The following is a 26,764-nucleotide window of genomic DNA, read 5'->3' on the forward strand; positions in this document are numbered from 1 at the left end:
CTCCTCCTTTCTCCTAAATCTCTCACTTTTTATTTATGCAATTGGTGTGCCAACTCTACATACAGAACTATTTATATGAAATAATTTTTATTTGTAAAAATATTTTAAATTTATCGTAAATAGGTGTATTATTTCTTTATCACTGTCTAAATTTTTATACATACCAGGAGGACACTATGACATTTTCATTTCCAACAATAAAAGAGTTTATAAAAATTTTATCAATTGATCGTACAAGTGTGTTTAAGCACATGAAACAGGTAGGTGAAAAATTTTATTACATCCATTCATCTACTGAAGAATGGAGTTGCGCAGTTATTTATGAAGAGGACTCTTTCACTACGTTAATCGAAGCTTTTTCTAACAATTCGGCAGTTGTAATTGTGAACGAAAATCTAGATCCTATATGCTGTGTAACTGCTCAACAAATGATTCCATTTCTTTATAAGTCTTACAATGATCTGCTAGCTTTTTATAACACTGTCATTCAAACGACTGATTCTTCTGTTACCGTCATTGATGAGAAAGAATGCGTTCGTACGTGGACAGATGGCGCTGAAAAAATCTTTTCAGTCAAACATAACGAAATTATTGGACAACCGATTACACGTTTTTTTGATTATAAAGATTTAGAAATTTTACAATCATTACATGACGGAAAAAGCATAATCGCCCAGTTCCATCAGCCTCGTCCGGATTTGTTCGTATTAATTAATTCAAATCCAGTTTATTGTAACAATGAAATTATAGGAGCAGTCGTTTCTGAAACTGATGTTACAAATCAAGTCGCTTTGAATGAAAAACTATTTAATATGTCGCATGAAATGCACCGATTAGAACAAGAAGTAGCAAAATATAAAGATACATCCGATCCTTTCCTTGCGATGAATGGAAAAAGCCCTGTTATACAACGAACGATTCAATTAGCTAGAAAGGTTTGTTCAGTGAAATCCACGGTTTTAATACTCGGCGAAAGCGGAGTTGGAAAAGAAGTGTTTGCGAAAGCAATTCATGAAGCAAGTGAAACAGCAAATGCCCCGTTTATTTCAATTAACTGCGGTGCAATTCCTGAAGCGTTATTTGAAAGTGAATTATTTGGTTACGAGCGCGGGGCGTTTTCTGGTGCAAATAGTAAAGGTAAGAAAGGAAAAATAGAGCTCGCGCAAGGCGGTACTTTATTCCTTGATGAGATTGGAGAAATGCCGCTTGATATGCAAGTGAAACTTTTGCGTGTACTGCAAGAACGAAAGTATTACCGAGTTGGTGGAGAAAAAGAAATAAATATTGATTTCCGCATTATCGCTGCTACAAATCGTGATTTACAAGAAGAAATGAGAAAAGGAACTTTCCGGGAAGATTTATACTATCGCTTAAACGTAGTAAGCTTGCATATTCCGCCACTACGCGAAAGACGCGAGGATATTATCGAATTAACCTATTCCTTCTTAAACGATTTTTCAATAAACTATAACAGGCCTATTCGCGACTTACCTTCAAGCATTATGCATGAACTGCTTCATTACAATTGGCCTGGTAATATTCGCGAGCTCCGCAACGTAGTTGAAAGACTCGTCGTATTTGCGACAGACGGCATTATAAAACAAGAATATTTACCGTTTCATACAAATGATACCTTAGACAATCATACGGCTCATTCCCTATTACTCAGCAATAATAATACGATTCTTTCTTTACAAGAAGAAATGGATGAGCACGAGAAAAAGGTAATTGAAAGAGCTTTACGCATTTTAGATGGTAATAAATTAGAATGTGCGAAACAACTTGGGGTAACGAGGGCCACTTTATATAACCGCTTAAAAAGGCTTGGGTTACAATAACCCCTTCTCCTCCTCTATGTTGGCATAGTTATTGCATAATAATTTGTGTAAACCGAACTAGAGGAGGAATACATATGACGAATAAAGAGAATTTAATTGTTTGTCGTTGTGAAGAAGTTACATACGGACAACTTCAATCGACAATTGCTGAATATAATTGCTCAGCTCGTGAGTTAAAACTAAGAACGCGTGCTGGTATGGGTTTTTGCGGGGGACGTACATGTAGAACAACACTAGATCGAATGATCGAAAACGCTAACCCTGGTACATCTCCTGACGAGATTCCATTAAAATATCAACCACCAGTGCGTGCAGTTACTTTTGGGGCGGTAGGTGAAAATAAATGAATAGAATTATAAATCACCCTATTTTAGGTAGTTTAAATAGTAGTCAGCGCATCAATTTTCAATTTAATGGTCAACAATATGAAGCATATGAACATGAAACGATAGCGGCCGCTCTACTTGCAAACGGAATAAGAACGTTAAGAGTGCATGAAGATAGCGGGACGCCGCGAGGTATTTATTGTAATATCGGGCATTGTTCTGAATGCCGCGTGACTGTAAACAATCAAACGAACGTACGAGCTTGCTTAACGGTTGTAGAAAACGATATGATTGTTGAAAGCGGAAAACAGCATCCAAATATCGTGAGAGAGATGGTGAAAAAGCGATGATCGATGTAATTATTATTGGTGCAGGACCAGCAGGATTATCAGCTTCCATCTCTTGTGCACGTTTTGGACTTAACGTACTTGTTATTGATGAATTTATGAAGCCGGGCGGGAGATTGTTAGGACAGTTGCATCAAGAGCCTACTGGGGAATGGTGGAACGGAGTAGAAGAATCCAAACGCCTTCACGAAGAAGCAAAATCCCTTTCAGTCGATATTCGGTGTGGTGTTTCCGTCTATAATTTAGATAAAGATGAAAGTTCTTGGTTCGTGCATACAAATATCGGTACGTTAGAAGCACCGTTCGTACTAATTGCTACTGGGGCTGCTGAGTATTCTATTCCCCTTCCTGGCTGGACACTTCCAGGAGTTATGTCAATTGGAGCAGCTCAAGTTATGACAAATGTTCACCGCGTGCAAGTTGGAAAAAAAGGAATCATAATTGGCGCTAACATTTTGTCTTTCGCCATTTTAAATGAATTACAATTAGCTGGAATTAAAGTAGAACATATTGTACTTCCTGAAAAAAGTGAGCTAAGCCAAAAGGCTGGTGAACCAGAAGAAGTTTTGAACTCTCTTTTAAATGCAGCTCACCTCGCTCCTTCTGCTTTTCTGCGTTTAGGTAGCCGTTTTATGAAATATGATTGGATTCGAAAAGCTGGATTAACCTTCTATCCAAATAGCGGAATGAAAATAAACGGGACGCCGCTTCATCTTCGTAAAGCTGCGCTTGAAATTATCGGAACAGATCAAGTTGAAGGTGTTCGTGTTGCTAATATTGATTCTAACGGAAATGTTATTAATGGATCAGAAAAGATATATGAGGCTGACTTCGTTTGTATTGCCGGAGGTTTATATCCGCTTGCTGAGCTTGCCGCTGTAGCGGGATGCCCATTCCATTACATTCCTGAACTTGGCGGGCATGTTCCGCTTCATTCAGAAGAAATGGAAACCCCTCTTCCCGGTTTATTTGTAGCTGGAAATATTACTGGAATTGAAAGCGGAAAAATCGCAATGGCGCAAGGAGCTGTCGCGGGTCTATCTATTGCTAAACATGCAAGTGAGAAACGTGACGTAGTCGACCAACAATTACAACAAGCAATGCAAAACGTTCACTCTGTTCGTCAAAAAGCAGCGATTCAATTTAATCCAATGATTGATGTTGGTAGACGGAAGATGAATGAACTTTGGTATGATTATTCTTCTACATATGCACATACTAAAAAGAGCTGCTGAGATTACTCTCAACAGCTCTTTTCACTACTCATCTGAGTTATTAAATTTCGCTAATGCGTAAATACCTTCTTCATCATCTAATTCAAGTTGCAATCTTGCTGCAAATGAATTGACGTTGTATTCTCGATCAAGTAGTAAGCGTAGTGCTTCGATTAAGTTCGCTTGAATTAATATTTGCTGGCGACCATTTACCTCTACTTCTGCAGAGAAACCGTAGTCATCATCATACATTAGTTCAACTGAAACTTCTTCTGGACCAACTTGTCTTTTTTCAGCGATATATATACAAAGCGCATTTATAAGCTCTTGTTCAGAAATTTTTATTGTTTCCATGCTACTTCATCTGCCTTTTTCTTACGTTGATCTTTGAAGTATTTAAATGCACGAACTGCTAACATTACGATACCAGCCATTATTAACATATTTACCATAAACGCTAATACAGAACCAAGAGCTCCCATATTTGCAAATAAGCTACCCATTAGTAAACCACCAAGACCACCTAGTAATAAACCTTTCATAAAGCCACCTTTATTACTTTTTGGTGCTGTGTTTGTTGCTTTTGTTTTTGAATCTGTTGTCGTTTTTTGTGAATTTACATTAGAATCTTTTTTGTTTAAATCAACTTTTGAATTTTGACCAGAACTTGGTGTATATGATTTTTTACCAGATTTGTAACTTTTCGCTTCCGCGTGATTTACGAACATAAAGCTACTAGCCCCAAAGATAACCATGAATGCTGTCATTACTGCTACAAGTTTTTTCAACATATTATATCCATTCTCCTTTTATATAGATATATGTGAAATCTACCTTTCTTTTAAAACAAGAATGATAGATTTATTTTAAAACCTTTTTAAAGGTTCTTATGAACTCATTATATGAACTTTTGTCGAAATATGCAAGTATTATTTACTATCGACAATAATTCCATAACAAAGGAAAAATTAAGAAAAACGGAATTGACTTTAAATGAAACAAAACATATTATAAGTTCATAAGAACTTTTTATAATTTTGGAGGTGAAAAGATGGAAACATTTCATCTCACACGAAACGAAATGGCAACGCTCCTTCTATCACTTAGAGGATGGAATCCGAAAAAACCTCTTAGCATTTTACAAGAAGCTTGGGCAAAGTCACATAAAAAAGATATTGAAAGCGGACAAAGCGTTACAGCTTTTATTACAACCGCACTTTCACCTATTTTTGAAAAATTAATTAAAATCGATGATACGGATGTCGGTTTTTCTTTAAATGAAATAGTTGCGCTTGGTAATCAGATTGAAAACACAAGTTTCTCTGTAACTGCTATGCAAAACTGGGTGAAACGAGATATAAAAGAAATGATTGGCTCCCCTCAAAAAGGGAAGAAATACTCAATCGAACAAGCAGCCTTATTATTCATTGTTGAAGATTTAAAAACAGCGCTTGATTTTGAATCTATTCGCAAACTATTACGACTTATCGTAAATGACCCGGCCGATCGAAGTGATGATTTAATTAACCCTGTTCATTTATATGTAGCTTATTCTTCTTTATTTGAAGAACTGAATCAAGGGAACTGCTTACAACTAAATGCAACAGATACCATTCATACGATCGAAAATATTGTAAAAGAAAAAGCTGATAAAATCGCAAGCAAGTTTGATCAAATCAATAACGAACAACGCGAAGCAATTCGTAACGCTATTATTATCGCTACCCTATCTGTTCATACCGCATATGTACAAATGTTAGCGAAACGTTATGTTTCAGCAACATTGTTTTTACAAAATTTAGATGTGAAACCGTAAAAAGAGGAGCCATAGTTTAGACTCCTCTTTTTGTATTTATAAAAGATAGTATATGAAATATCGATGTTGCAACTAGAAATAGCAAACCCTCCTCCCTATTTTTACCACATAGAAAATGAGGATTTTTTAATACTCCTTTCATTTTCTCTTCATGAAAACTCAATTTATTTCCTTTATTATAAATACGAGAGATAAAAAGTATTGAAATAGCAATCCCCTATGTAAATAAGGTATAATCTACATATAGTGAACCTTTTATGTTGTTAAATAAAAGGTTCACTATATTCAAAAATCCATGAACTAGAAGGTGCAACAATGTTAAGTAGTTTTATTCATTCAGTATTAACATTTTTTGAAGGATTAGGTTATTGGGGCATAATGCTTGGACTTATGATTGAAATTATCCCAAGTGAGATCGTCCTAGCTTATGCTGGATACTTAGTATTCAATGGTAGTATCTCATTTGTAGGTGCAGTTATATTCGGTACAATTGGCGGTGTTATTGCCCAAATCTTTGTTTACTGGATTGGTCGATATGGTGGTCGCCCTGTATTAGAACGTTACGGTAAGTATATTTTCATACATAAAAAACAAATGGATGCTGCTGAAGATTGGTTTAATCGTTACGGTACTGGCGTAATTTTCACAGCGCGCTTCATTCCGGTAGCGCGTCATGCGATTTCAATTCCTGCTGGTATCACAAAAATGCCATTACTACGTTTCACTACGTTAACAGCACTTGCGATAATCCCTTGGTCTATCATTTTCATTTATCTAGGTGAAAAACTAGGTGAAAACTGGGAGAATATTAATGAAATTGCTGGACCGTATGTGAAATCATTTGCTGTCGGTGGCGTCGTACTTATTCTTTTATATTTCGTAATAAAAAAGTGGACAAAAAAACGTAAACAGCTTGCTTAAGATTATAATAAAACCGCTATAAATTCATTTAGAATTATAGCGGTTTTTTATTATAGGCTTGTTTATATATTATAAATTGCATTATTTCTTCTTTATGTTTTAAATCATGTTGAATGAGTGATGAAAAATAATCGTTTAATCTCACTCTTTTCGTGCCGAATTGGTAGTCATCTTTAAAATTCCGGGCAGAAATTTGGTTAATTTGATCAACTAACTGTTTACGAGTAAAGCTAAATTGATCTATTAGTTCTTCTTTTGAAATACCAGACCTTGCATATTTTATTGCACCCTTATTCATTTCCTCAACATCTGTTGGAACGTTAGGTACAGATTGTCCACTTATAAAATATGGAATTCTATACTTCATTAAAAACTCATCCCAAACGATAAAATGTGAAATTACATCCGCAATTGCCCATGAACCTTTTTTAAATGGTTGAAACCATTTATCCTCCGATATTCCATTCAATGTTTGGCACCATTCTATTAGACTTAACTTTTCTTCCCGAATCCTTTCTTTCTCCATAATGCACTCCTCTTCCACACTAATAATTCATTCATATTAATGATTTCTAGACATTTCATTAAAACCCTCCAGTTTAAGATTTACTTGGATAAGTTACAATTCATTTGTAACTTCGTATAGTAACTCAAAAGGAGTGATTCCCCTATGCATTGGCATCAAAAAGTACCATACTTAATCGGACGCCCTATCGGCATTTCCTTCATGAATGGACAAGGAACTTCCGGCGTTTTATGCGGTGTACAAAATAATCAATTATTTGTTTACGAATACCTTTACCAAGCTCAATTTGCAATGAAACATTATGATTTTAGACAAATTCAAGATATACACGCCTTTCCAAATTGCCCGCACCAAAATCCTTTATATTAAAAAACAGGAACGGCTTTATCGCCATTCCTGTTTCCATTGTTTATACATTATTTTTCAGAATAAAACTTCTGCACTGCTTCATCAAAATAGATCCAGCCTTTCCAGCCTAAATGAATTGTATCTTTTAAGAAATACTTATCATATTCATGGCTAGAAAAATCAACTACTGGGTATCCTGCTTTTTCGACTTGATCGCGAACCTTGTTATAATACACATCACGGCGTTCTTTTGGGAAACCAGCGTAATCATACCACGGTCCGTTTACAGGCACAGAAATAAAGAGTGGTTTTACATTTTTTTCTTTGAAAAGATCTAAAACAATTTGTAAGTCATCATATTCTGGTGAATCATCATACGATTCATTTGCTCTAAAGTTTTTTAAACCTTTTAATTTTTTCTTTAAATTATGTTTATAGTAATATGGATTTTCAATTCCGAATGTATTTGTTGTGGATCCTACTTTACCTTCTTGTTCCGCATGTTTACGTGCATCTTCCCAAGAAAGTGAACGTAATCCCATATTTGTTTTCTCTTTCATCGGTTCGATTTTAAATAGAGAGTTAAATAGATCTCTATGATCTAAAATATTCCGGTACATGTATGCTAACGGTTTAGCTAGTCCAGCCTTTATGTTATGTTTTATATCGTTATACACAATACTTTCTAGTGAGCTACTTAATATCGCATCCTTACGAACTACTTTATAATCTAGTAAACGTTTCGCAATTTTCTTCTTCATATCAGGATTTATTTCATCATTAAAGATAAAATGATATGCTTGTTGTTTAGAAAAATTATTTAAAAAGTCCCCTTGTGATACACCAGTTTTTGTAAACCATTGTGGTGAAAGAACAAACACTACCTTTTTACCTTCTAATTCATCCATTGTTGACGTCATATTTAATATATGAGCCAAACTTTGCGTACCGCCAGTCCCCATTAAAAATGGTGTAAAGCCAGCTGGATTTACTTTAAAATAGTTAGACGGATGATATGCATCCATTCGTAAAAACTCTGATGAACCATACATCGGTAAGTACTGCGAATTCTCTAACATTTTCTGTTGCAAGAAAACACTTTGTAATTTCTCTTTTTGCAAGGAAGTTGCCGCATCTTCAACTTTCCTATCGCTAATAAGTGATACTAAACTTTTAGATGGAATAAGTAATACAATGAAAAAAAGTACGCAGGCTAAAATAATTGGTCCGAAAGCATGCTTCATCTTCATCTGCTATTCCTCTTTCTAGTACTATTAAATTGTAACCCTTGTTTTTGACACGTCATCATTTCTCTCCTTTTTCTCTATACATGTTCCATTCTATTTATCTATTATTTACATGTATGTATTCCATTTCTTTGCACTATTAAGTTAAATACTTATAGAGCAAGAAAGTGTTTCCAAAGAAACATGTTAATTATACAAGATTCTACATACATTTCACACTGGAATTTTAGTAATAATTTTATTTTTAAGCAGTGAAAAAATACATAAAATGTCTATAATTCATTTGAAGCTATAAGAAAAAACAGACTATCACATACGTGAAGTCTGTTTTTCCTCTTTCTTTACTTTTGTATGTCGGCCCATTTCAAGCTTGTTGCTGGGCCAAATTGATGTACGTATAAATCTTTCACGTATGGTTTTTGTAAGTAAGATAATCCGCGCTGGAATACTGGTGCGATTACTGCATCATCAAGGAGCATTTTTTCCGCATCTTGCAATGCCTTCCAACGAGCTTTTTCATCATTACCTAATTCTGTTTTAATCTTTTTAATTAACGCATCATATTCTGGATTTGCATATCCTGTATTATTTACAGTACTTCCCGAAAGGAATACTTCTAAGTAAGTCATTGGATCTGGATAATCAGGTAACCAGCGTGATAACGACATTTCATATTCTTTTTTCTTCTCTAGCGCTAGTTTTTGAGTATGTGGTTGTAATTTCACATTTACTTTTAGCCCTGGTAAGTTTTTCTCAAGCTCTTCTTTAATATACTCTCCTACTTTTTTAAAGTTTTCTAAGTCATAGTTTAAGAATTCTAACGTTACTTCATTTGTTCCCGTCTCTTGCTTTGCTTTTTCCCAATATTCCTTCGCCTGTTTTACGTTCGTCTTATTAAACTCTCCAGCCGTATCTCTAAAATCTTTCTTATCTGGGCCCTTTAAAAATCCTTTCGGAACGTAGTAGTTCGCAGCTACCGATCCATCATTTAAAAACGAAGTCGCAAGTCCCTTCTTATCAAAAACTGTGCTAAGTGCAAGACGTGCGTTTTTATTTTTAAGAATCGGTACATTTTCATTGAAACGGAAGAAATACATAACCGGATCTGTATATTGTTTCAGTTCTTTATTATTTTTATATTTATCTACGAATTCTGTGGAAATGACAGCTCTGTCAACTTTATCTGTTTCATATAAATTTACCGCAGTTGAAATTTCTTTAACAATTTGGTAGTTTACTTCATCTAATTTCACTTCTTTTTTATCCCAATATTTATCGTTTTTCTTCATTGTAAAACTTGCTTCGTGCTTCCACTCTGATAATGTAAACGGCCCATTATATATCGCTTTATTCGCCTCTAAACCGTATTTATCCCCTTGCTCTTTCGCAAACTTTTCATTAATTGGATAGAATGACGGTAAAATAAGTAGTTTTGTAAAATACGGTACTGGATGTTCTAATTCCACAACGAACGTTTTATCATCTTTTGCTTTCACACCTAATTCTTCTAATCCTAATTGTTTCTTATTTATTTTTTCCGCATTTTTCACATCGTACGCAATATATGCATATTGAGAGGCTGTATCTGGATTAATAAGTTGCTTCCAAGCATATACGTAATCATGAGCTGTTACTGGATCGCCGTTAGACCATTTCGCATCACGTAAGTGGAATGTATAAGTCTTTCCGTCTTTACTCACTTCATATTTCTGTGCCCCAGCCTGGATCACTTCATCATTTTTCGATAAACGGAATAACCCTTCCATTACGTTATTCAAAACGTTAAACGATACGGCGTCTGTTACTTTCCCTGAATTTAATGATGGAATTTCACCCGTTTCTAGTAGCTGTAATACTTTCTTCTCATCTTTCGGCTTTGTAGTTGTTTTTTCTTTTGCACAGCCAACTAAAAATGAAGAAACTAATAGAGTACTAACTAATGAATAGCGAACTACCTTTTTCATTTCAAAACCCCCTCTATTTTTTACGGTAAGTAACGACGAGCACCAGCGTATTCTTCTATATATCCTGGTGTATTTAACGGGATTATTTCAACTGACCTTTCAGCTCTTGGTGAGTGAATCATATTTCCATCACCAATATACATTCCAACGTGATGAACACTACCTTTTCCTTGATTATGTGCAAAGAATATTAAATCGCCCTTTTGTAGGTTTTCTTTATCAACCGCAATTCCTGCTTTTGATTGTGGCCCAGAATCCCTCGGTATGGTAATGCCATGTGATTTATAAATCGTATGTGTAAATCCAGAGCAATCAAAACCAAACCCACTTGTACCAGCCCATATATATGGTAAGCCTAAAAACATCTTGCCGGTGTTTATTAAATCATCAGCTGTTGGCATAGGAATATCATTTTGAGAACGGTGAACAGTTCCATCATTTTTCCGTAGCCACGCCTTCTGACCATTTGGCAACAATACGCGATATGAGATCGTATCTTCACTTAATAGGGGTAAACGCGTATTATAGCTGACTTCAAGCGATTTATGTTTTTCAGAAGGGTTAATATATACAATTGCTGTCGGTTTCGTTACTAATACAAAAGGTTCGTTTGTTTTATCTGCAAATTCCTGATTATACGTTAATTGTTTTTCGGGCATCCATCCCGGGTAACCTACTTCGTTTCGTGGTGTTGGCTGACCATGGACTAACACTTTCACCCAGTCACCTTTCTTATCAACAACCGTTACTTCTTGACCGAGTAGCGCTTGTGTTTCTAATTTATTTGCGTTTGTTAACCAAAGCTTCTCATCAAGCGTCATTGATTTCGTCCACTTCCACAAATCAACTGGATTTGTGGCGCTCGGTGCATCGATTGGCCGAAGCGAATCTGGTGCGGTCCATAACGTCGCAGCTGCCACATCAATAAATGCTTTCTTATCTTTTTTCTCTTCGGCATTTGCCGATGTGAAAGATGAAAAAATGAATAATGTCGTTAATAATGCAGTCCCCACTTTTTTCATAATATATCCCCCTTAAAAGATAGTTTACTAGGTACTCCTCCTAAGATTGTATATTCACTACAGAATGCAGGTTTACCTTTGGGCCAGTGTAAGTCATCCCTTCTGGCGCTTCTACTAACCATAACGGTGCATCAAGATCAAAGTAATGAATGTTCGGATGAGCCGCAGCTAAATGTGCAACAGCGCTAACTGAAAGTGAAGATTCCATCATACTTCCAACCATACACTTCACACCTGCTGCTTCCGCAATATCCGCAATTTTCCAGGCTTCTCGAATACCACCGCATTTCATTAATTTAATATTAAGTAGGTCTGCATATCCTCCTTGGACAATCTTTAATGCGTCGCTTGCCGAAAACATACTTTCATCTGCCATAATAGGCGTTTGTACATTGTCCTTCACGTACTTTAATCCACCCCAATCTTTCGCATGAACTGGTTGTTCTACAAATTCTATATTTAAATTTCTATTCTCCATTTCTCTAATAATAGAAACCGCTTCTTTCGGTTTCCATCCTTGATTTGCATCTAAACGTAACGTCGTATTCTTTGGAACCACATTTCGAATTGCCTCTATGCGTTCCAAATCTAAATGTGCCTCTTTACCCACCTTAATTTTTAATGTTTGGAATCCCTTTTCGATATGCTTTTCTGCTTCTTTTGCCATTAATAAAGGTTCATCCACACTTACTGTAATATCAGTATAAATCTCTTTCTTTCCACCTAGTAATGCGTATAACGGTATGTTGTGAAATTGACAATACACATCGTATAAAGCCATATCTACCGCCGCTTTTGCACTTGTATTTCCTATACAACTCATTTGAATGTGTAACAATAACGTTTGAAATTGCAGTACATCTTTTTCAACTACTACAGAACGAATTGGTCCTAATATTGCTTCCTCCATCCCGTTGGCAAAATCACCTGTAATAACCGGCGTTGCTGCAGCAGCTCCTTTTCCAACAATTCCTTCATCTGTATGAATAAACACATCTATACTTTCGATTTCCGTTACAGTACGAAGCGCTGTTTTAAACGGTGTATGAAGCTTTACATGTCGGCGGTTTACCTTCACATCGGTAATTTTCATTTTGTTCATCCTTTCGTTGTTTATAGAGTAATACTTTAATCCACGGGAGGCTTTATTCTGCCCGTTAATGCGAAACAAAAAAATCCAGCCATAAGAAGATTCTTACGGCTGGATTTTGTCTATGAATGGGTAGACAAAGCAGCGATCTGATTATATTTTTTTTGTGCATCCTTTAGCGCTACAAGTAGCGCCTTTTGAGACGAACCGAAGTATCGATTTTTTATTTCTGTTACTAATGCTGGGTCATTAATATTTTTATGTAGAAACAAATATTTAACAAATTGAGATGTTAATGCAATTGTCGCTGAGCAATCTGCATCTACAATTTCCCCTGTATCCTTCTCAAGTACAAATGCTACAAAATAACTTTTGAACTTTTCGGTAATGGGATTATTTTGAGGTGCTTTCGCATCCCCTACGACGTAAATTGTATTTGAAGCGTACACAGCTATCTTCCTTTCTTATACGAGGATAACGGTTTTCTTAACAGACGTATAAGCTGTTAACTCAACGTTGATCAAAAAATGTATCCGCTTACCTTGTATTATATACAATTGACAGAATTTTAACAATATTTATTTTGACATATATTCCATAATTATGGAAATCTCTTAAAACAATTAAAAATGGCTCAAACTTCTCATTTTTACAATATGTCATTGCTCCTTGTACCATGACATTCACACTACAAACACCTTTTCCTCATACATCAAAAAACAGTTAGCTATCGCTAACTGTTCCACCACTTCACTTTGGCAATACGAATATTGTTTCGTTTGACTTAGAAAATTGATACTCTTTTCTCGCAAACTTTAATATTTCTTCTTCATTATCCGTTAAATTCTCGATGTTAGTCTTTAAAGAACCTTGATCTTTCTTTAAAGAAACTAATTGTTTCTTTTGGTTCGTTATTGTATTTTGTTTGCCATTAATTACTTCTTGTTGTTTCGTCAAAATATATTGAACGTAAAGAGTAGTCGCAGCAATAAAAATGAACATGAAAATAAAACGCCTTAACTTCTTCTTATTTATAGTTCGATTGTCGTTAGGCTGTGATAGTTGCTCTGGTATATTAGGAACATTTACTCTTTTGAGTTTCCTCATTTTCAAATCCCCCTAACCCATATTTTTTCACTACCATAGGCACGATCTCTTATTAACTTAAATTCTATTCTTATAAAATAAGCTCCTTCACAAAAAAATCTCACAAATTAACCAATTAGAGATAGCGTTCGACGACATCTCTGTATTTAAAATGAGAATTTTTATTTATGCTGCTATAAAATAGTAGTTTATGTTATTCTTTTTCCCCAATTGTAGAAAACATTTTTACACATATAAATTCTAATTTTGCATACCGATGTTATAACATGCTTACAAGGAGGAAAAATGATGCACTACCGCACATTGGGTAAAACTGGAATTACTGTTTCTGAAATTGGCTTTGGAGCGTGGGCGATTGGCGGCGATGAATGGGGTCCTGTTAACGACAAACAATCTATAACCGCTATGAAGAAAGCAATTGAATACGGCGTAAACTTTATTGATACTGCTGATGTATACGGATTAGGACATAGTGAAAGGTTAGTAACTCAAGCGATAAGAGAGCACCGTAATAATATCGTTTTATCAACGAAAGGTGGTTTAATTGGACATCACTATGATCCAAGTGGAGAGCCTGTTTATAATACTGCCGAAAAAGTGATCGCAGTATTTGAAACTAGCTTACTGCGCCTAGAAACAGATTATATTGATGTTTATTTCTGTCACATTTGGTGGGATAAACAAGAAGAAACAGAAGCATTTTTACGCGCATTTGAAATATTAAAACGGGACGGAAAAGTAAGAGCTGTTGGTGTTTCAACTCACGACCTACAATATATAAAACACTTCAATAAAAACGATGAAATTGATGTTGTGCAACTTGATTACAACATATTAAACCGAAAACCAGAAAACGACATACTGCCCTACCTACAAGAGAACAATTTAGGAGCTGTTATACGCGGACCTTTAAAAATGGGGATATTAACTGGAAAATTTACAAATAAAACAACTTTTCCTGATGGAGATTTACGCAAAGAATGGCCAAAAGAAAAGTGGTTTCAAGAAGATTTACAAAAAGTAGAAAAATTAAGGTTACTCTCAAATAAAAATCAGACATTAGGACAACTTGCACTTCGCTACGTCCTCTCCCATCCAGCAGTATCGGTCGCAATTCCTGGCGCAAAAACAGAAACACAAGCGAAAGAAAATGCAGATGCAACTACCCGTCCGATCCTTACAGATGAGGAATTAGCGTATATTCAGTCAATATAAAACAAGACCAGCAGTTGGATTTTTCCAACTGCTGGTCTTGTTTTACTTTTAATATTGTAAATCAATATCATATTCCATTCTCTTCGCTGTTTCTTCAGCAACCCGAGCACCTAACAAATTTTTCACAATATGAAATGACATATTAATTCCGGCTGAAATTCCACCAGACGTAATAATATGCCCCTCATCTACAAACTTTACATTTTCTAATACTTCAATATTCGGAAAATCATTTCTAAAACTTTCAATACTTGCCCAATGTGTTGTCGCTTTGAAGCCATCGAGTAATCCAGCTTTCGCAAGTAAAAGCGCACCGGTACAAACAGAAGTCATTAACTTTACTTCTTTCATTTGCTCGCGGATCCAATTTGTTATTATTTCATTTTTCATTTCGTTTTCTCTAACACCTAACCCACCAGGAATAATTAAAATATCAACTGGAGGCAAGTTTTCGATACTATAGTCCGGTTGTACCTTTAATCCATTTCTCGCTGTAATCATTTCTCCATCTTGACTAACAGTATGAACTGTAAATGGTTGACCTTCACTTGTTGCTGTAACGGAAAAAACTTCAAATGGGCCCGCAAAATCTAACACTTCCACTTCCTTAAAAAGAAAAATCCCTACATTCCAGTGGCTAATCAAAAGCTCACTTCCTCTTGCAAATGATGTAATAGGGATTCATGCCCTTTTTCTAAAGCAATATCATATGCGGTTTTCCCATCATTTTTCTTAATCATTTTATTAGCACCATTTTCAAGAAGTAATATAATGATTTCTTCATCTCCTAATAACGCTGCTTCATGAAGTCCTGTCCAGCCACCACTTTGCACAGCATTCACATCTGATCCCTTTTCAATTAAGAAAGCTACAAGCTCGCTTTGCTTATTCGCAATTGCTGCTTGTAGAGGTGTATTTTCATTTTCGTTTTTTGCTCTAATATGTATTTCTGCTCCCTGTTCTAAAAAGAAACTTGCAATTTCTTTCTGTCCAAAATAAGCAGCTAAGTGAAGCGGTGTCCATCCATCTTCACTAAATGAGTTAACAACACTTGGATCCGTATTAATGATTTCTACTACCTTTTCTTTTTCACCGCTTATGACTGCTTGTAATATTGATATGATTTGTTCCATAATGAACCTCCATGTATACAAATATTAAATACCCCTTAATAAATTCCATTAATAATCACATGTTCCTTTCTAAATAATTAAGTTTACATAATAATATTATTTTTATAATTCGTTATCCTAATAAAAAAACAACCCACTCTTGAGTAGATTGTTTTTGAATTTCATTTTTATAATTGTTTTAAAAAATTATCATTTTCACTTGCAACTAATTAACATTAATAAAAATGAAATGAAATTATATATTTAGCAGCCATGAACTGAACTCTTTACATATCGAAACCGGCTATTTACTTAAATCAATAGTTTTTTATCATTTGAAAGCCAAAATGAATTTTATCCTTACATTTGAAAAATCCATATGTAGCAAGCGTCTATAACGGTACTCTTATCATACTAATCTATAACAATTCTGCCTTCTTCCCTTACCTGTATCCTTTAAAACATAAGACTTTAAAACGAGTGCTGTTAGTGAATCTGTTAATGTTTTATATGATAAATTTGAAAGAGCTAATAGATCGTTCGTATATAACATTCTATGCTTCTCTAATAATAATAGTACTAATCGTTCTGACGGTTTTAATGTTTCATCACTTTCTAGTATAAAATCTATATTTTTCATATTCCCTACTTCTTACTCCTTATATAAAAAAATGATTTTAGTAGTTATTTAATATAAAAATACTACATAACAAATTTGAAGATATATCGAAATAACATAACACCCAAACACTTTTATACTATAACATAAAAAAGACATTTCCCCAAATTGAAAATGCCTTTTTATATCTACTTCTCTTTTTTATATAATTGATATGATTGTTCTAGCCCTTTATTATATTTCGTATTATTATCTGTCCATTCTCCCCCCAAGTTTCCTGGCCACCCTGATGTATTAGCAACATATTTAAGCAACTCCCAATCCTGCAGTCCTTTTTTCACACCACGCTCATACGATTTGACCATACTTGAAATTGCTATCGTTGTATTTATACGTGAATCCACTAAACTCTCTTCCGATAATTGTGCTGGTGCTAATCCACCACGATGTAATTGGAATAATCCGAAAGATGTTCCGTTATCTCCTATTGCTTTTCGGTTAAATTTTGTTTCATGATCCGCAATTGATAATGGTATCCAATCTGGAATATCATACCTCTTTGCAACTTCACTAATTACTTGTTTATTATTTTTAATCTCTTTATGCTTTTCATAGTTGGTATGAATTACATAACTTAAGGTAAATAACGTAAGTAATATAAATATATATTGTAACGCTTTTTTCATCATTTCATCTCCTGATTTGTGTATGTTTCACTTTCTATATACACTATAAGACTTTTATGTGACATTCATTTGACAAAATGATATTAATTATACATAAGCTGTTACAGTTTTAACTATCAATCTAAAAACTACAATTCTTCTAAAAGACTCCTTCAACACATAAAAACAATCAGCCTTTCATGTATAGTACATGAAAGGCTGATTGTTTTTCACTACACTTTTTTATGTATACAGTATATCCCTGCTATAATAAAACAAATTGAAATTACCGATAAAATTGCACCCTGGATTTCATAAAATGCAGTAAAGAATTTTCCGCTTGGTCTATCCCAAATTTCTAATGAACCCGCGTAAATTGCGGAAGTTATATATGTAAGACCGAATAGGAGAACTCCCGAAAGAACATAGGTTACTCCACTATTTTTCATTATTAGCTCACCTCCATTAATTCTATTTGTGAATAAAACAAAAAAGACCTTTATACGTTAAAGATCTTTTTCATCTTATTTTTGTTACAAAAAACGCCAGAATCTAAAACAAAAACTTACTTTAGGATAAAACATTTCTATATACAAATTAAATACTACAAGCATCTTCTCGATTAACATTTTTCACATTAAATATCTCTTGCAATATGCGGTTTACTATAATGGCTTGTTCCACCACCGCCTACTATTACTTTACCGCCTTTTTCAAAGATTAATAATTTTCTTGAACCATCAGAAAGTAAAACTACTACTTCCGCATTGTCACTTGTAGCCGTATATATTACATATCCACTTTTCGAAATACAAGTTGCCCAATTTTCATCAAATTCTGATCTTAATACTCGATTAGAATACACTTGATTTTCAATTCTTCCCAGCTGTTCATTTTCCAAATTTTTCTTAACTCCTTCCAAAGTTGTCATTTATATATAAATGACGGTTTCTCAATAAATTAGTGACCGTCCTTAATATAAATAGTATATGTAGTTAGTAGGAGAATGCTTGGACAATGAAAACGTAACAGCATTTAAGTATTTTACAATCGGAATTTCCCCTTAATCATTACAGCTACTTCTTTAGCACTCAAATGAGTATTATTAATTTTTATGTACTCTTCTTTTTCGATTTCACCATGAAGAGAGTTTAATCTATGCTTTTTCATCGTTTTTTTTAAAATTTTTTCAGACCATTCAATATCTCTTTTTTTTGGTTTATGTTCTAATCTATGTGGACTTTTATTCCGATCTAATCTTTCATCTAATTCTGCTTCGAGCTCTACAAAATATACTGCTGCACCTTTTGATTCAAAAATGCTTACTACATGATTTATATAATCCCAATCAGATTGAAGGTCAAATGCCCATACATATGTAAAAATCATTCCGTATAAATCACTTTGAGACACTTCTTCAAATATTTCATTACGAAACAAACTTACTAATCTTTTTGCTTCCTTTGTACTGTAATCAAAAAATGGACTTACTAGATCAATTGTCATGTGATTATGAAAAAGCTTTAAATCTGTAATTTTTGCTAACTCTTGACCGACTGTCATTTCCCCAACTGCTTGTGGGCCGAATATTAATATGAATTTCAATGGTTTTCCTCCGATTTTTCTCTATAAACAATCAAATAAAACATATCCTAAAATTGAAAATAAGGCAGTCGATGTTGTGTCGATTGCCTTATTTTCATGAATATTTCCTATATTATTCGTTTCGCACAGCTTCAAAAGTAATAATTTGATTTGCATTTGACGGTGCTTTTTCATAAACATATTCAGCAGAGCAAGTAATGTCAGTGAAACCTATACTTTCTAAAAGGAGTTTAAACTCTTCTATTCCATACCACCGCATTGCAAAACGTTGTAGTTCAGTTTGTACTAACTGTCCTTTACTCCATTTTTCATATTTTAAATATGATACAGTTACTTGGTTAAGCCAATCTATTTCAATTGATTTATTTTCTAATGTAATTCCGTCCCCGCTTGGCAAGGAAAAAGTCGATGTATGAATCTCACCCGTCTTCCAGTCATATGGAAGCGCAAGATCTACAATTAAACGCCCACCTGGATTAAGATGTTCATAAAAACATTTCAAAGCGTTTATAGAATCATCACGATTTTCAATTAAACAAAAGGATCCGGTAGGAATTATTATCGCCTCATATTTATATGGTAATGAAAATTGTTGTAAGCTTCCTTGGTATAAATTAGGGTTTAAGCCTCTCTCTTTACAACGCTTACGGCAAGAATCTAGCATTTTAGGTGAATAATCTATCCCATCAACTTTAAATCCAACTTCAAGAAGTGGAATAATGACACGCCCTGATCCTACTGCCGCTTCGAGAATTCTTCCCCCACAATTATTTAAACGTTCTTGGTAATACTCAATATCACCATTTAAAGAGTAACCGACAGGTTTTGTGTAATCATAAAGTTCTGTACAAAGTGTACTATAAAAACTAAACATTTATTTTCTCCTCCGTTTTATGTGTACGGAAGATTCTAATTTACTTAATCTTTCCGTACCTCAAATTTTAATGAGAATTCGAAAGAGCTGACTGTCATAATATATCACTCGCTTTCCATGTAATATATTTACATTGTATAATATTTCCTCGCGATTGAACATATCAAAGTTGAAAATTCTGATTATAAACAAAGAGCTTACTATAGTAAGCTCTTCATCAAAAACTATTTATTTCACAATCGGCAATGTCACTTCACTCAATTTTACTGTAAGCTTCGTGCCCGCTTTCGGTCTAATTGTATAATCGTAATCACTTGCGATTAAGACGACTCCTATTTGATGTCCTGCTTTAAATACGTAATCATCTGGCTGCATGTCCCATGAAAATGTGTAATCTTTACCAGGTTGAATCGCTGTTGAATTCTCTATACTATTTAAATTTTGTGGATCCATCCAACCTCTCGTTACAATTTCAGGCTTCGCTCCGCCGTAATCAACGAGTAATGCTGTTAAATTTGATACAGACCGATCAATATTCCCTTTAATTGAAATCTTCGGCGCACCGCTTATTCGCATATCTTTTTGCAGTACAGGCATTGTATATATTAATCGATTCGCTACTTCTAACTCAGGGTTTTCCACTAGTTGATTTGACTTTATTTTAGCATCATCTACTAATGAGAAAACATTGTTTACTGATCCCATACTTAATGGCAAATTGATTGCTTTATTACTTAAATACATACGGACTTTTGATGGTACAGCCGCTGGATCTGGCCAATTTTTTATTTTTTGCCACGATTTATTTTCACGTTGTACATCTACCATCGGTTCAGCCATAATTCCATTTTCAATCCCATATAACCAATAATCGAACCATTTATTTTGCGTTTGTTGCCAGTTATTACTTGATGTTCCGCCGTGTCCACCTTGATGTAACCACATTTTACGAGGAACATTATTTTTGCCAAGAGCTTCCCACCACTGTGAAAACTGCTTCGTTTTTACATTCCAATCATTTAGCCCATGAACTACAAACACACTAGCCTTCACATTCTTAACATCTTTTACATAGTTACGTTTATTCCAAAAATCGTTATAATCGCCTGTTTTACGATCTTGTCCAGCTGTTAGTTCTTTAATGATCTGACCGCAAACTTCTGGGTTCTTTCTTGTTAGTACTGCTTCAGCCATATTATCTGTATCTTCTCCTTGATAACCTCCTGGCGCAATTACTGCTCCATTTGCACGATAATAATCATACCAACTACTAATCGCTGCGATTGGAATAATTGTTTTTAACCCTTCAACTCCAGTCGTTGCGACAGCATTCGGTAACGTACCATTATAAGAAACTCCTGTCATTCCTACATTTCCCGAAGACCAATTTGCATTTACTTCCTTACCATCCTCTGTATATGCTTTCGCACGCCCATTTACCCAATCAATGACAGACTTCGTCCCTAGTATTTCTTGCTCATCTCCAGTTGTCGGACATCCATCTGATTTTCCAGTTCCGATACTTTCGCCTAAAATGACTGCATATCCTCTCGGAACATAATAATTACCATACGATCCAAGATTAACTGCCCCATACGGTTTTCCCTCATACGCATACAATTCTTCATCAACATTATAAACAGGAACGTCTTTTAATCCAGATCGATATGGACTCATTTCATATATAACAGGAACTTTCACATCTGGATTTGTCTTTGGACGCATAACCTTTACTGATACACGATCTTTTTTACCATCTCGATCACTATCAACTTCTGTCTCTACAAATAGATTTTCTACAATGGCTTCATCAAGTGAATAGATTGGTTTCGTCATCCCATTTTCTAATTCAATTTTCGTGTTTGACATTAAAGATTCTGAAACTTGACCATTTAACTTAACATTATTCTCCTTTGCGGAGATCCCTTCTTTATTTTCTGCATGTGCAGTCATACTAGAAACTCCTGAAGTAATTGTTAAAGATAATATAGTCGATAATGTAATTGCTAATTTCTTTTTCTTCATACCCTTCCCTCCCCATATGTTCCTTCTCTTACTATACATCAAAAATACAGAAAATTCAGTTTATATTTTATAAAAAGTTGAGAAATTTGTAGAACTATCAAATCTTTTTATATAAAAGAAAAGGAACTAATAACAATTAGTTCCTTTCTATATACATATAAAATTGTATTTCTCCATCTTCTACCGAAACCCCGTATTCAAATCCATGTCTTTCTAAAACACTTTTTACAATCGCTAGTCCTAATCCAGTACCTGATTTCTCTTTACTACGAGAAGATTCTAATACGTAAAAAGGTTCCCAAATTTTATCTATCTCTTTAACGCCCTCAGCAGCAATACCATTTTGAATTTGAAAATACACAACGTCATTTTTCTCTTCTAATGTGATTTTTATATTTTGATTCGTTGTATATTTTATCGCATTAGAGATTAAATTTTGAAAGACCATTCTCATTTTATTTAAATCAGCATAAACAATCGCGTCACCAGCATTATAGTTCACTTGCAACTTGATTTCTTTCGAATCCAGTTCAATTTTATGCTTATCTATTATACTTTGGACTAGTGGTTCAATAGGGAATTCTTCTTTTTGTAAAATATCTCTTTCTAATTTAGAAAATCGCAATAACTCTTCAATTAAATTTGAAATTTGATCTGTTTGTCTAATGATTGTATCAACATATGTACCATCATCTAAACCATCTTTTATTCCCATAGAATATGCTTTTACTAATGCGATTGGTGTTTTTAATTCATGAGTTACATCGCCCATAAATCGTTTTAAGTGGTCATTTCGATCTGTTAAATCTTGATGTGCTTCATGTAATTTATCACTCATGAGGTTAATACTATTTGCTAAATCACCTATTTCATCATTCGTTTTAACTTTCGTCCGTTTAAATTTCAGACGTGAAATATCTTCTGCGACATCACTCAATTCTTTCAGTGGAGTAGTGATTGTTTTTGAAAGAATCCAAACAAGCACGATAATAAGAAATAGTGAGAATCCCAAAATGTATAAATAAAATGAGTTAAGCGTTTTAATTACTTCATTGGAATGTGCGATAGAAACTCCTACTAAAATCAACATATCATCTTTCGCAATGTATTTCGCAAAAAAACTAGATTTTATCTTTTCTTGATCATATATTTTATTCGATTGTCCGAGGTTCTTCACTTTCGTAATTTCTTCTTTTGTAATCCAAAGTTTATTCAATGCAACTCTCTTTTTTGTAAGTTGCATGCGTAATTCTTCATTAATAGCATCTTCTGAATTATTTATTGATGTATATGCAATCGTAACATTACCTTCATTTTCAATACGATTTATAGCATCATCCAGTTCTTCATGCGGTATCGACTGTATTTCCGCTGTAATGCCTTCTAAGCTTTCACGTGTTTTGTGCACATTATATTTTGGTAAAAAATAGTTAATTAATAATAAAGAGATGACAAAAATAAGGATGACTGTTAAAGAAATGCTGAAAAATAACTTTTTACCGAGCTTATTCACACTCTTCCTCCAAACTGTATCCTAAACCACGATGTGTCTTTATAATATTTTCTCCTATTTTTTTACGTAATCTTCTTACATGCGTATCAACCGTTCGCTCTTCCCCAAAATAATCAAATCCCCAGACGATATCTAACAACTTTTTCCGTGTTAAAATCGTGCCTTTATGATTTAAAAAGCACTTTATTAATTGTAATTCTGTCTTTGTAATGTCTAATTCTTTCGTATTTTTATATACTTTATTTTTGGTGAAATCTATTTTTAAATCTTGAACTTGAATAACATCTTCATGCTGCACAAGCTTTTTCGCTCGGGTTATTAGCACTCCTGGATGAAATGGTTTTTTTACATACTCATCTGCCCCGCTTTGAAGAGCTACTAATTCATCTTCACTTTCACTTTTCGCAGTAAGCATTAATACTTTCACACTTGAATTCTTTTTTATTTCCTGACAGACAGTAATACCACTATTTTTCGGCATCATCCAATCTAAAATAGCTAAGTCAATTTTCTCATCATAAAATATTTGAAGTGCTTCCTCTCCATCCTTTGCTAATAAAACTTCGAAGCCTTCTTTTTCAAAATACGCTTTTAAAATTTTCAGCATATCTTGTTCATCATCTGCGATTAATACTTTCATTACATTTCCTCCATTACCTATAAACAAATATCAATTTTATCATACAACTTCTTTGTTACATGAATGTGACAGAAAAATATTTACAACATTTGAGGGTATAGTAAGTGTGAGGTGTTGTTTCATGTTCAAAAAAATAGGAGTCATTACTTTGCTTTTCTTTTTATTATCAACAAATGCGCTCGCAAATACAAATAAACAAATTGAAGTATTTGATTGTAAAAAAGAAATGGTAGTCCAAAAACAATCTTTAGATCGGGCCATTCAAAAAGAAGCAGTTCAATACGCAAAGTCAATTACCGGTCCATTTAAAAACTTAAATGTCGTTCCGAAAGATGGACATATGATAAAAATCCCTTTATCTAAACCTGTTTCTATTACAAATCAATGGTTACATACAACAATTGATGAAGTACTCATCCTTCTTCCATTTAATGAAAAACCTTATATTATGCTTTACGACGATGAGAATAATCCGCATTTTTATTATGTAAAAGGTGATCCGAAGGGATTATTGAAACAAATGAATGTTAAATTATAATTAATTAAAGAAAGATCCCACAAGTATCATTCGCGGGATCTTTCTTTATCAGTTAACAAGTTGATTTTTTAATATGATTTTCATTTAAAAAATTCACAATCTGCCTTTTGTGATGGTTATCGTGATTTACAAATTCTTTAATAATATATATAAGAGAATACGGCGTTCCAGTATGAGGACAATGCGATACTCCATTGGCAGTTAAATGTTCCTTTAACTTTCCAATAGACAGTCGGTGAAGCTCTTGAACAAGTAAATCTCTTTTAGCTTTTGCTTCTTCAAGAAGTTTTATCTTAGATATACCTGATTTTGCATAATTAGAGGCTAGTTTATTATATGTATCAAAGTCAGGGAACTTCATTCCCTGTCCATCTCTCACTGATGATAATGTCTCACGTAAAAGATAGTCATCCCAGTTCATAATATGAGATACGATCTCACCAACAGTCCATTTCCCCTCTGATATTGGTATCATCCACAATTCTTCTCTCATACCTTTCAATGCATTTATCCAAATTGAATATTCATTGAAATCATTAATAATTTTATTTTCTCCCATCATCTAATTCCCCATTCTAATAATAGATTTAAATAAATCATACCATAAATCTACACAAAAAAGAACAAACGTTCCGTGGAAGAACAAATAATAATTCACTACATCCTTTTATCTAAGTTTAGATAATGGCTCGTTCCTACATACATTGTTCCTTTCACAAATCCACTCGAAGTATAAAATTGATCCCCCTGTTTAGTATCTGTATGTAAGACAACAATAGTAAAATATTTTTTCGCATCGCTTATAATTCTCCCTAGCAGTAACCTCCCCAATCCTTTCTGCCGGTAATCTTTTGCAATATAAAATCTCCTTAATCGACCAATCTTATTATCTTTCGTATACGGATCTTGATTTAATCCTCCAATTCCAATTAACGTATCCTCTCGAAAAATGCCATATAAACATTCGCCCGTTTTACTAAATGTATTTCTTTTACTTTCATATTCATTTATTAATTTTAATAGGAAGTTAAAACCTTCTTCTTTACTTTCTTCGACAAGGTGATTGATCTCATGTTTTAGTAAATCTTCAATTTTCTTAATTTGAATATCTTGCAGCATAATTACCTACTCTTTCTATCGAAATCATTTCAGACTTCTTCTTTATCATAATTTAACCAATTAACCACTATAAGAATTGTATCTGCATAGAAATTAATATCATGTATTGTTTCTACTACTTGAATCGTTCCTAATTTCTGTTCTTCTTCGTCTGCACATTCAATTCGTAACGAGCGTTTTAAATTATATTCAAGCCATCCTAGCCTTCCTAAAAATCCAGCTGCTAATACTATTTTCCAGTTCGCGTGTAGTTCACCATATTTATTTTTATAGCCACTAATAAAAGAGGCGAATCTTTGTTTTTCAAGTTCACCTTGTTCATTTTTTGACCAGTAAATTGCGGTTTCAATTAAATCTTGCATCGGATTTATATAACCAGCTGATTCCCAATCAATAAGCACTGGTTTATTATTATTCCACATTACATTTTTAGGATCTAAGTCTCTATGACTTATTACCTCTGATTTTGAAAGTATTTCAGATGATTCAATTGCTGCCACATTCCATTTTTTGAGGTTATCAAAATTTTTCAGTAGCAACTCATCCCATTCTAAGTGTTCTTCTTTCCCCCTTAGCAAATAATAATTCCAATCAATTAATTGGTCATTATCCAATCCATCACCCGTTATATCTAACTTCGAAAAATCCGTTTTATGTATTTCTGCAAGGGTTTCACCAATCTTTTCACAGTGTACACTATTAATTTCATCGTCTTTCAGCTTTTCGCCTTCTATCCAATCAAATATGAGATAATACTGATCATTTATTTTTTGTATAGAATCGCCTTTAATTTTTTGGGCTGGGAGAGCTGGTACCTTTATAGATACGAGAGTAGCTATCTTTTCTGAATTAATATAGTTTTGTATTGCCATTGGTCTAATCATTATTTGAGGATTTAATAGTTTTATCGCATACTTTCCTTTCGTTGTTTCCATGGCATACATCCTATGCAAAAGCCCACCACATATAGATTTTGGAACATTCAACATCTCGCCAAGTAAAGAATTTTTGCATATGCTTTCAAAGTCTAAGTAATATTTGATAGCATCCATTTTCTCACCTGCTTTTTTATG

At 33.9% G+C, this 26,764-nt stretch carries 32 protein-coding genes; 9 read left to right on the forward strand and 23 right to left on the reverse strand.

The features are described from left to right. Nucleotides 1-176: 176 nt before the first annotated feature. The 4 genes from EXW56_RS13400 (at nucleotide 177) to EXW56_RS13415 (ending at nucleotide 3,746) form a co-directional block, all read left to right on the forward strand. Complete coding sequence (locus EXW56_RS13400) at nucleotides 177-1,838, forward strand: sigma-54 interaction domain-containing protein (protein WP_002200224.1); 1,662 nt, start codon at nucleotides 177-179, stop codon at nucleotides 1,836-1,838. A gap of 74 nt (nucleotides 1,839-1,912) precedes the next feature. Further along, nucleotides 1,913-2,185, forward strand: a complete 273-nt coding sequence (locus EXW56_RS13405) for a (2Fe-2S)-binding protein (protein WP_002065856.1) — start codon at nucleotides 1,913-1,915, stop codon at nucleotides 2,183-2,185. After that, nucleotides 2,182-2,514: a (2Fe-2S)-binding protein gene (locus tag EXW56_RS13410; protein WP_215556965.1), complete on the forward strand. Its 333-nt coding sequence runs from the start codon at nucleotides 2,182-2,184 to the stop codon at nucleotides 2,512-2,514. The genes EXW56_RS13405 and EXW56_RS13410 overlap by 4 nt, the downstream gene beginning before the upstream one ends. Then, complete coding sequence (locus EXW56_RS13415; RefSeq protein ID WP_215596628.1) at nucleotides 2,511-3,746, forward strand: NAD(P)/FAD-dependent oxidoreductase; 1,236 nt, start codon at nucleotides 2,511-2,513, stop codon at nucleotides 3,744-3,746. The genes EXW56_RS13410 and EXW56_RS13415 overlap by 4 nt, the downstream gene beginning before the upstream one ends. Nucleotides 3,747-3,770: 24 nt before the next feature. On the opposite strand, the gene EXW56_RS13420 is transcribed toward EXW56_RS13415, so the two are convergent. Together EXW56_RS13420 and EXW56_RS13425 are read right to left on the reverse strand one after the other, a co-directional pair. Beyond that, on the reverse strand, nucleotides 3,771-4,079 hold the full coding sequence (locus EXW56_RS13420) for a YxcD family protein (protein WP_002110338.1): 309 nt from the start codon (nucleotides 4,077-4,079) through the stop codon (nucleotides 3,771-3,773). Beyond that, nucleotides 4,067-4,516, reverse strand: a complete 450-nt coding sequence (locus EXW56_RS13425) for a hypothetical protein (protein ID WP_215556966.1) — start codon at nucleotides 4,514-4,516, stop codon at nucleotides 4,067-4,069. The genes EXW56_RS13420 and EXW56_RS13425 overlap by 13 nt, the downstream gene beginning before the upstream one ends. A 260-nt stretch (nucleotides 4,517-4,776) precedes the next feature. Here EXW56_RS13425 and EXW56_RS13430 point away from each other — a divergent pair, with 260 nt between their 5' ends. Next, nucleotides 4,777-5,541, forward strand: coding sequence for a DUF1836 domain-containing protein (locus EXW56_RS13430; protein WP_002110340.1), 765 nt, complete (start codon nucleotides 4,777-4,779; stop codon nucleotides 5,539-5,541). A gap of 315 nt (nucleotides 5,542-5,856) precedes the next feature. Then, the gene (locus tag EXW56_RS13435; RefSeq protein ID WP_002110341.1) at nucleotides 5,857-6,462 is read left to right on the forward strand and encodes an undecaprenyl phosphate transporter UptA; all 606 of its coding nucleotides are present in this window, start codon (nucleotides 5,857-5,859) and stop codon (nucleotides 6,460-6,462) included. A 34-nt stretch (nucleotides 6,463-6,496) separates the two neighbouring features. On the opposite strand, the gene EXW56_RS13440 is transcribed toward EXW56_RS13435, so the two are convergent. Further along, complete coding sequence (locus EXW56_RS13440; protein ID WP_002200222.1) at nucleotides 6,497-6,988, reverse strand: DinB family protein; 492 nt, start codon at nucleotides 6,986-6,988, stop codon at nucleotides 6,497-6,499. A 144-nt stretch (nucleotides 6,989-7,132) separates the two neighbouring features. Between EXW56_RS13440 and EXW56_RS13445 the strand changes: the two genes are divergently transcribed. After that, nucleotides 7,133-7,357, forward strand: a complete 225-nt coding sequence (locus EXW56_RS13445; protein WP_002110344.1) for a hypothetical protein — start codon at nucleotides 7,133-7,135, stop codon at nucleotides 7,355-7,357. Between the two features lie 47 nt (nucleotides 7,358-7,404). On the opposite strand, the gene dltD is transcribed toward EXW56_RS13445, so the two are convergent. The 6 genes from dltD to EXW56_RS13475 all read right to left on the reverse strand — a co-directional run bounded on the left by dltD (nucleotide 7,405) and on the right by EXW56_RS13475 (nucleotide 13,766). Continuing rightward, a complete protein-coding gene (gene dltD, locus EXW56_RS13450; RefSeq protein WP_215556967.1) occupies nucleotides 7,405-8,586 on the reverse strand; it encodes a D-alanyl-lipoteichoic acid biosynthesis protein DltD in 1,182 nt (393 codons plus the stop codon). 338 nt (nucleotides 8,587-8,924) lie between these two features. Continuing rightward, a complete protein-coding gene (locus EXW56_RS13455) occupies nucleotides 8,925-10,547 on the reverse strand; it encodes a peptide ABC transporter substrate-binding protein (RefSeq protein WP_215596629.1) in 1,623 nt (540 codons plus the stop codon). A 20-nt stretch (nucleotides 10,548-10,567) separates the two neighbouring features. Further along, on the reverse strand, nucleotides 10,568-11,569 hold the full coding sequence (locus tag EXW56_RS13460; protein WP_098988644.1) for a C40 family peptidase: 1,002 nt from the start codon (nucleotides 11,567-11,569) through the stop codon (nucleotides 10,568-10,570). Nucleotides 11,570-11,609: 40 nt separating this feature from the next. Then, a complete protein-coding gene (locus tag EXW56_RS13465) occupies nucleotides 11,610-12,671 on the reverse strand; it encodes a dipeptide epimerase (RefSeq protein ID WP_215596630.1) in 1,062 nt (353 codons plus the stop codon). 110 nt (nucleotides 12,672-12,781) lie between these two features. Next, on the reverse strand, nucleotides 12,782-13,108 hold the full coding sequence (locus EXW56_RS13470) for a DUF3870 domain-containing protein (protein ID WP_002012954.1): 327 nt from the start codon (nucleotides 13,106-13,108) through the stop codon (nucleotides 12,782-12,784). Between the two features lie 301 nt (nucleotides 13,109-13,409). Continuing rightward, nucleotides 13,410-13,766, reverse strand: coding sequence for an FtsB family cell division protein (locus tag EXW56_RS13475; protein ID WP_215556970.1), 357 nt, complete (start codon nucleotides 13,764-13,766; stop codon nucleotides 13,410-13,412). Between the two features lie 288 nt (nucleotides 13,767-14,054). On the opposite strand from EXW56_RS13475, the gene EXW56_RS13480 reads away from it, so the two are divergent. Next, the gene (locus EXW56_RS13480; protein WP_098988645.1) at nucleotides 14,055-14,981 is read left to right on the forward strand and encodes an aldo/keto reductase; all 927 of its coding nucleotides are present in this window, start codon (nucleotides 14,055-14,057) and stop codon (nucleotides 14,979-14,981) included. Nucleotides 14,982-15,029: 48 nt separating this feature from the next. On the opposite strand, the gene EXW56_RS13485 is transcribed toward EXW56_RS13480, so the two are convergent. From EXW56_RS13485 to EXW56_RS13535, 11 genes are all read right to left on the reverse strand, one after another. Beyond that, nucleotides 15,030-15,626, reverse strand: a complete 597-nt coding sequence (locus EXW56_RS13485) for a DJ-1/PfpI family protein (protein WP_016105111.1) — start codon at nucleotides 15,624-15,626, stop codon at nucleotides 15,030-15,032. Further along, nucleotides 15,623-16,114, reverse strand: coding sequence for an ankyrin repeat domain-containing protein (locus EXW56_RS13490; RefSeq protein WP_002161472.1), 492 nt, complete (start codon nucleotides 16,112-16,114; stop codon nucleotides 15,623-15,625). The genes EXW56_RS13485 and EXW56_RS13490 overlap by 4 nt, the downstream gene beginning before the upstream one ends. Nucleotides 16,115-16,502: 388 nt before the next feature. Next, a complete protein-coding gene (locus EXW56_RS13495) occupies nucleotides 16,503-16,733 on the reverse strand; it encodes a hypothetical protein (protein WP_000789035.1) in 231 nt (76 codons plus the stop codon). Between the two features lie 167 nt (nucleotides 16,734-16,900). Further along, nucleotides 16,901-17,401, reverse strand: coding sequence for a lysozyme family protein (locus EXW56_RS13500; RefSeq protein WP_002110354.1), 501 nt, complete (start codon nucleotides 17,399-17,401; stop codon nucleotides 16,901-16,903). A 209-nt stretch (nucleotides 17,402-17,610) separates the two neighbouring features. Continuing rightward, entirely contained in the window at nucleotides 17,611-17,826 is a 216-nt protein-coding gene (locus EXW56_RS13505; protein WP_002110356.1) for a hypothetical protein, read from the reverse strand. A gap of 188 nt (nucleotides 17,827-18,014) precedes the next feature. Then, nucleotides 18,015-18,278, reverse strand: a complete 264-nt coding sequence (locus EXW56_RS13510) for a hypothetical protein (protein ID WP_215556971.1) — start codon at nucleotides 18,276-18,278, stop codon at nucleotides 18,015-18,017. Nucleotides 18,279-18,421: 143 nt separating this feature from the next. After that, nucleotides 18,422-18,982 carry an AAA family ATPase gene (locus EXW56_RS13515; protein ID WP_215556972.1) on the reverse strand — a complete coding sequence of 187 codons (561 nt, stop codon included), beginning with the start codon at nucleotides 18,980-18,982 and terminating at the stop codon, nucleotides 18,422-18,424. Between the two features lie 112 nt (nucleotides 18,983-19,094). After that, nucleotides 19,095-19,856 carry a class I SAM-dependent methyltransferase gene (locus EXW56_RS13520; protein ID WP_215556973.1) on the reverse strand — a complete coding sequence of 254 codons (762 nt, stop codon included), beginning with the start codon at nucleotides 19,854-19,856 and terminating at the stop codon, nucleotides 19,095-19,097. A 228-nt stretch (nucleotides 19,857-20,084) separates the two neighbouring features. Then, nucleotides 20,085-21,881, reverse strand: coding sequence for a Xaa-Pro dipeptidyl-peptidase (locus EXW56_RS13525; RefSeq protein WP_215556974.1), 1,797 nt, complete (start codon nucleotides 21,879-21,881; stop codon nucleotides 20,085-20,087). Between the two features lie 136 nt (nucleotides 21,882-22,017). After that, nucleotides 22,018-23,394: a sensor histidine kinase gene (locus EXW56_RS13530; RefSeq protein WP_215596631.1), complete on the reverse strand. Its 1,377-nt coding sequence runs from the start codon at nucleotides 23,392-23,394 to the stop codon at nucleotides 22,018-22,020. Further along, nucleotides 23,387-24,034, reverse strand: a complete 648-nt coding sequence (locus EXW56_RS13535) for a response regulator transcription factor (RefSeq protein WP_002200206.1) — start codon at nucleotides 24,032-24,034, stop codon at nucleotides 23,387-23,389. The genes EXW56_RS13530 and EXW56_RS13535 overlap by 8 nt, the downstream gene beginning before the upstream one ends. A gap of 121 nt (nucleotides 24,035-24,155) precedes the next feature. Here EXW56_RS13535 and EXW56_RS13540 point away from each other — a divergent pair, with 121 nt between their 5' ends. Beyond that, complete coding sequence (locus EXW56_RS13540) at nucleotides 24,156-24,572, forward strand: hypothetical protein (RefSeq protein WP_215556976.1); 417 nt, start codon at nucleotides 24,156-24,158, stop codon at nucleotides 24,570-24,572. A gap of 52 nt (nucleotides 24,573-24,624) precedes the next feature. Here the strand turns inward: EXW56_RS13540 and EXW56_RS13545 are convergent, their stop codons facing one another. From EXW56_RS13545 to EXW56_RS13555, 3 genes are all read right to left on the reverse strand, one after another. Beyond that, on the reverse strand, nucleotides 24,625-25,131 hold the full coding sequence (locus EXW56_RS13545) for a DinB family protein (RefSeq protein WP_098988649.1): 507 nt from the start codon (nucleotides 25,129-25,131) through the stop codon (nucleotides 24,625-24,627). 98 nt (nucleotides 25,132-25,229) lie between these two features. Further along, the gene (locus tag EXW56_RS13550) at nucleotides 25,230-25,691 is read right to left on the reverse strand and encodes a GNAT family N-acetyltransferase (RefSeq protein ID WP_215556977.1); all 462 of its coding nucleotides are present in this window, start codon (nucleotides 25,689-25,691) and stop codon (nucleotides 25,230-25,232) included. Nucleotides 25,692-25,720: 29 nt separating this feature from the next. Next, nucleotides 25,721-26,743: a phosphotransferase gene (locus tag EXW56_RS13555; RefSeq protein ID WP_215556978.1), complete on the reverse strand. Its 1,023-nt coding sequence runs from the start codon at nucleotides 26,741-26,743 to the stop codon at nucleotides 25,721-25,723. Nucleotides 26,744-26,764: the final 21 nt, after the last annotated feature.

This window comes from Bacillus mycoides, assembly GCF_018742245.1.
Taxonomy (GTDB): domain Bacteria; phylum Bacillota; class Bacilli; order Bacillales; family Bacillaceae_G; genus Bacillus_A; species Bacillus_A cereus_U.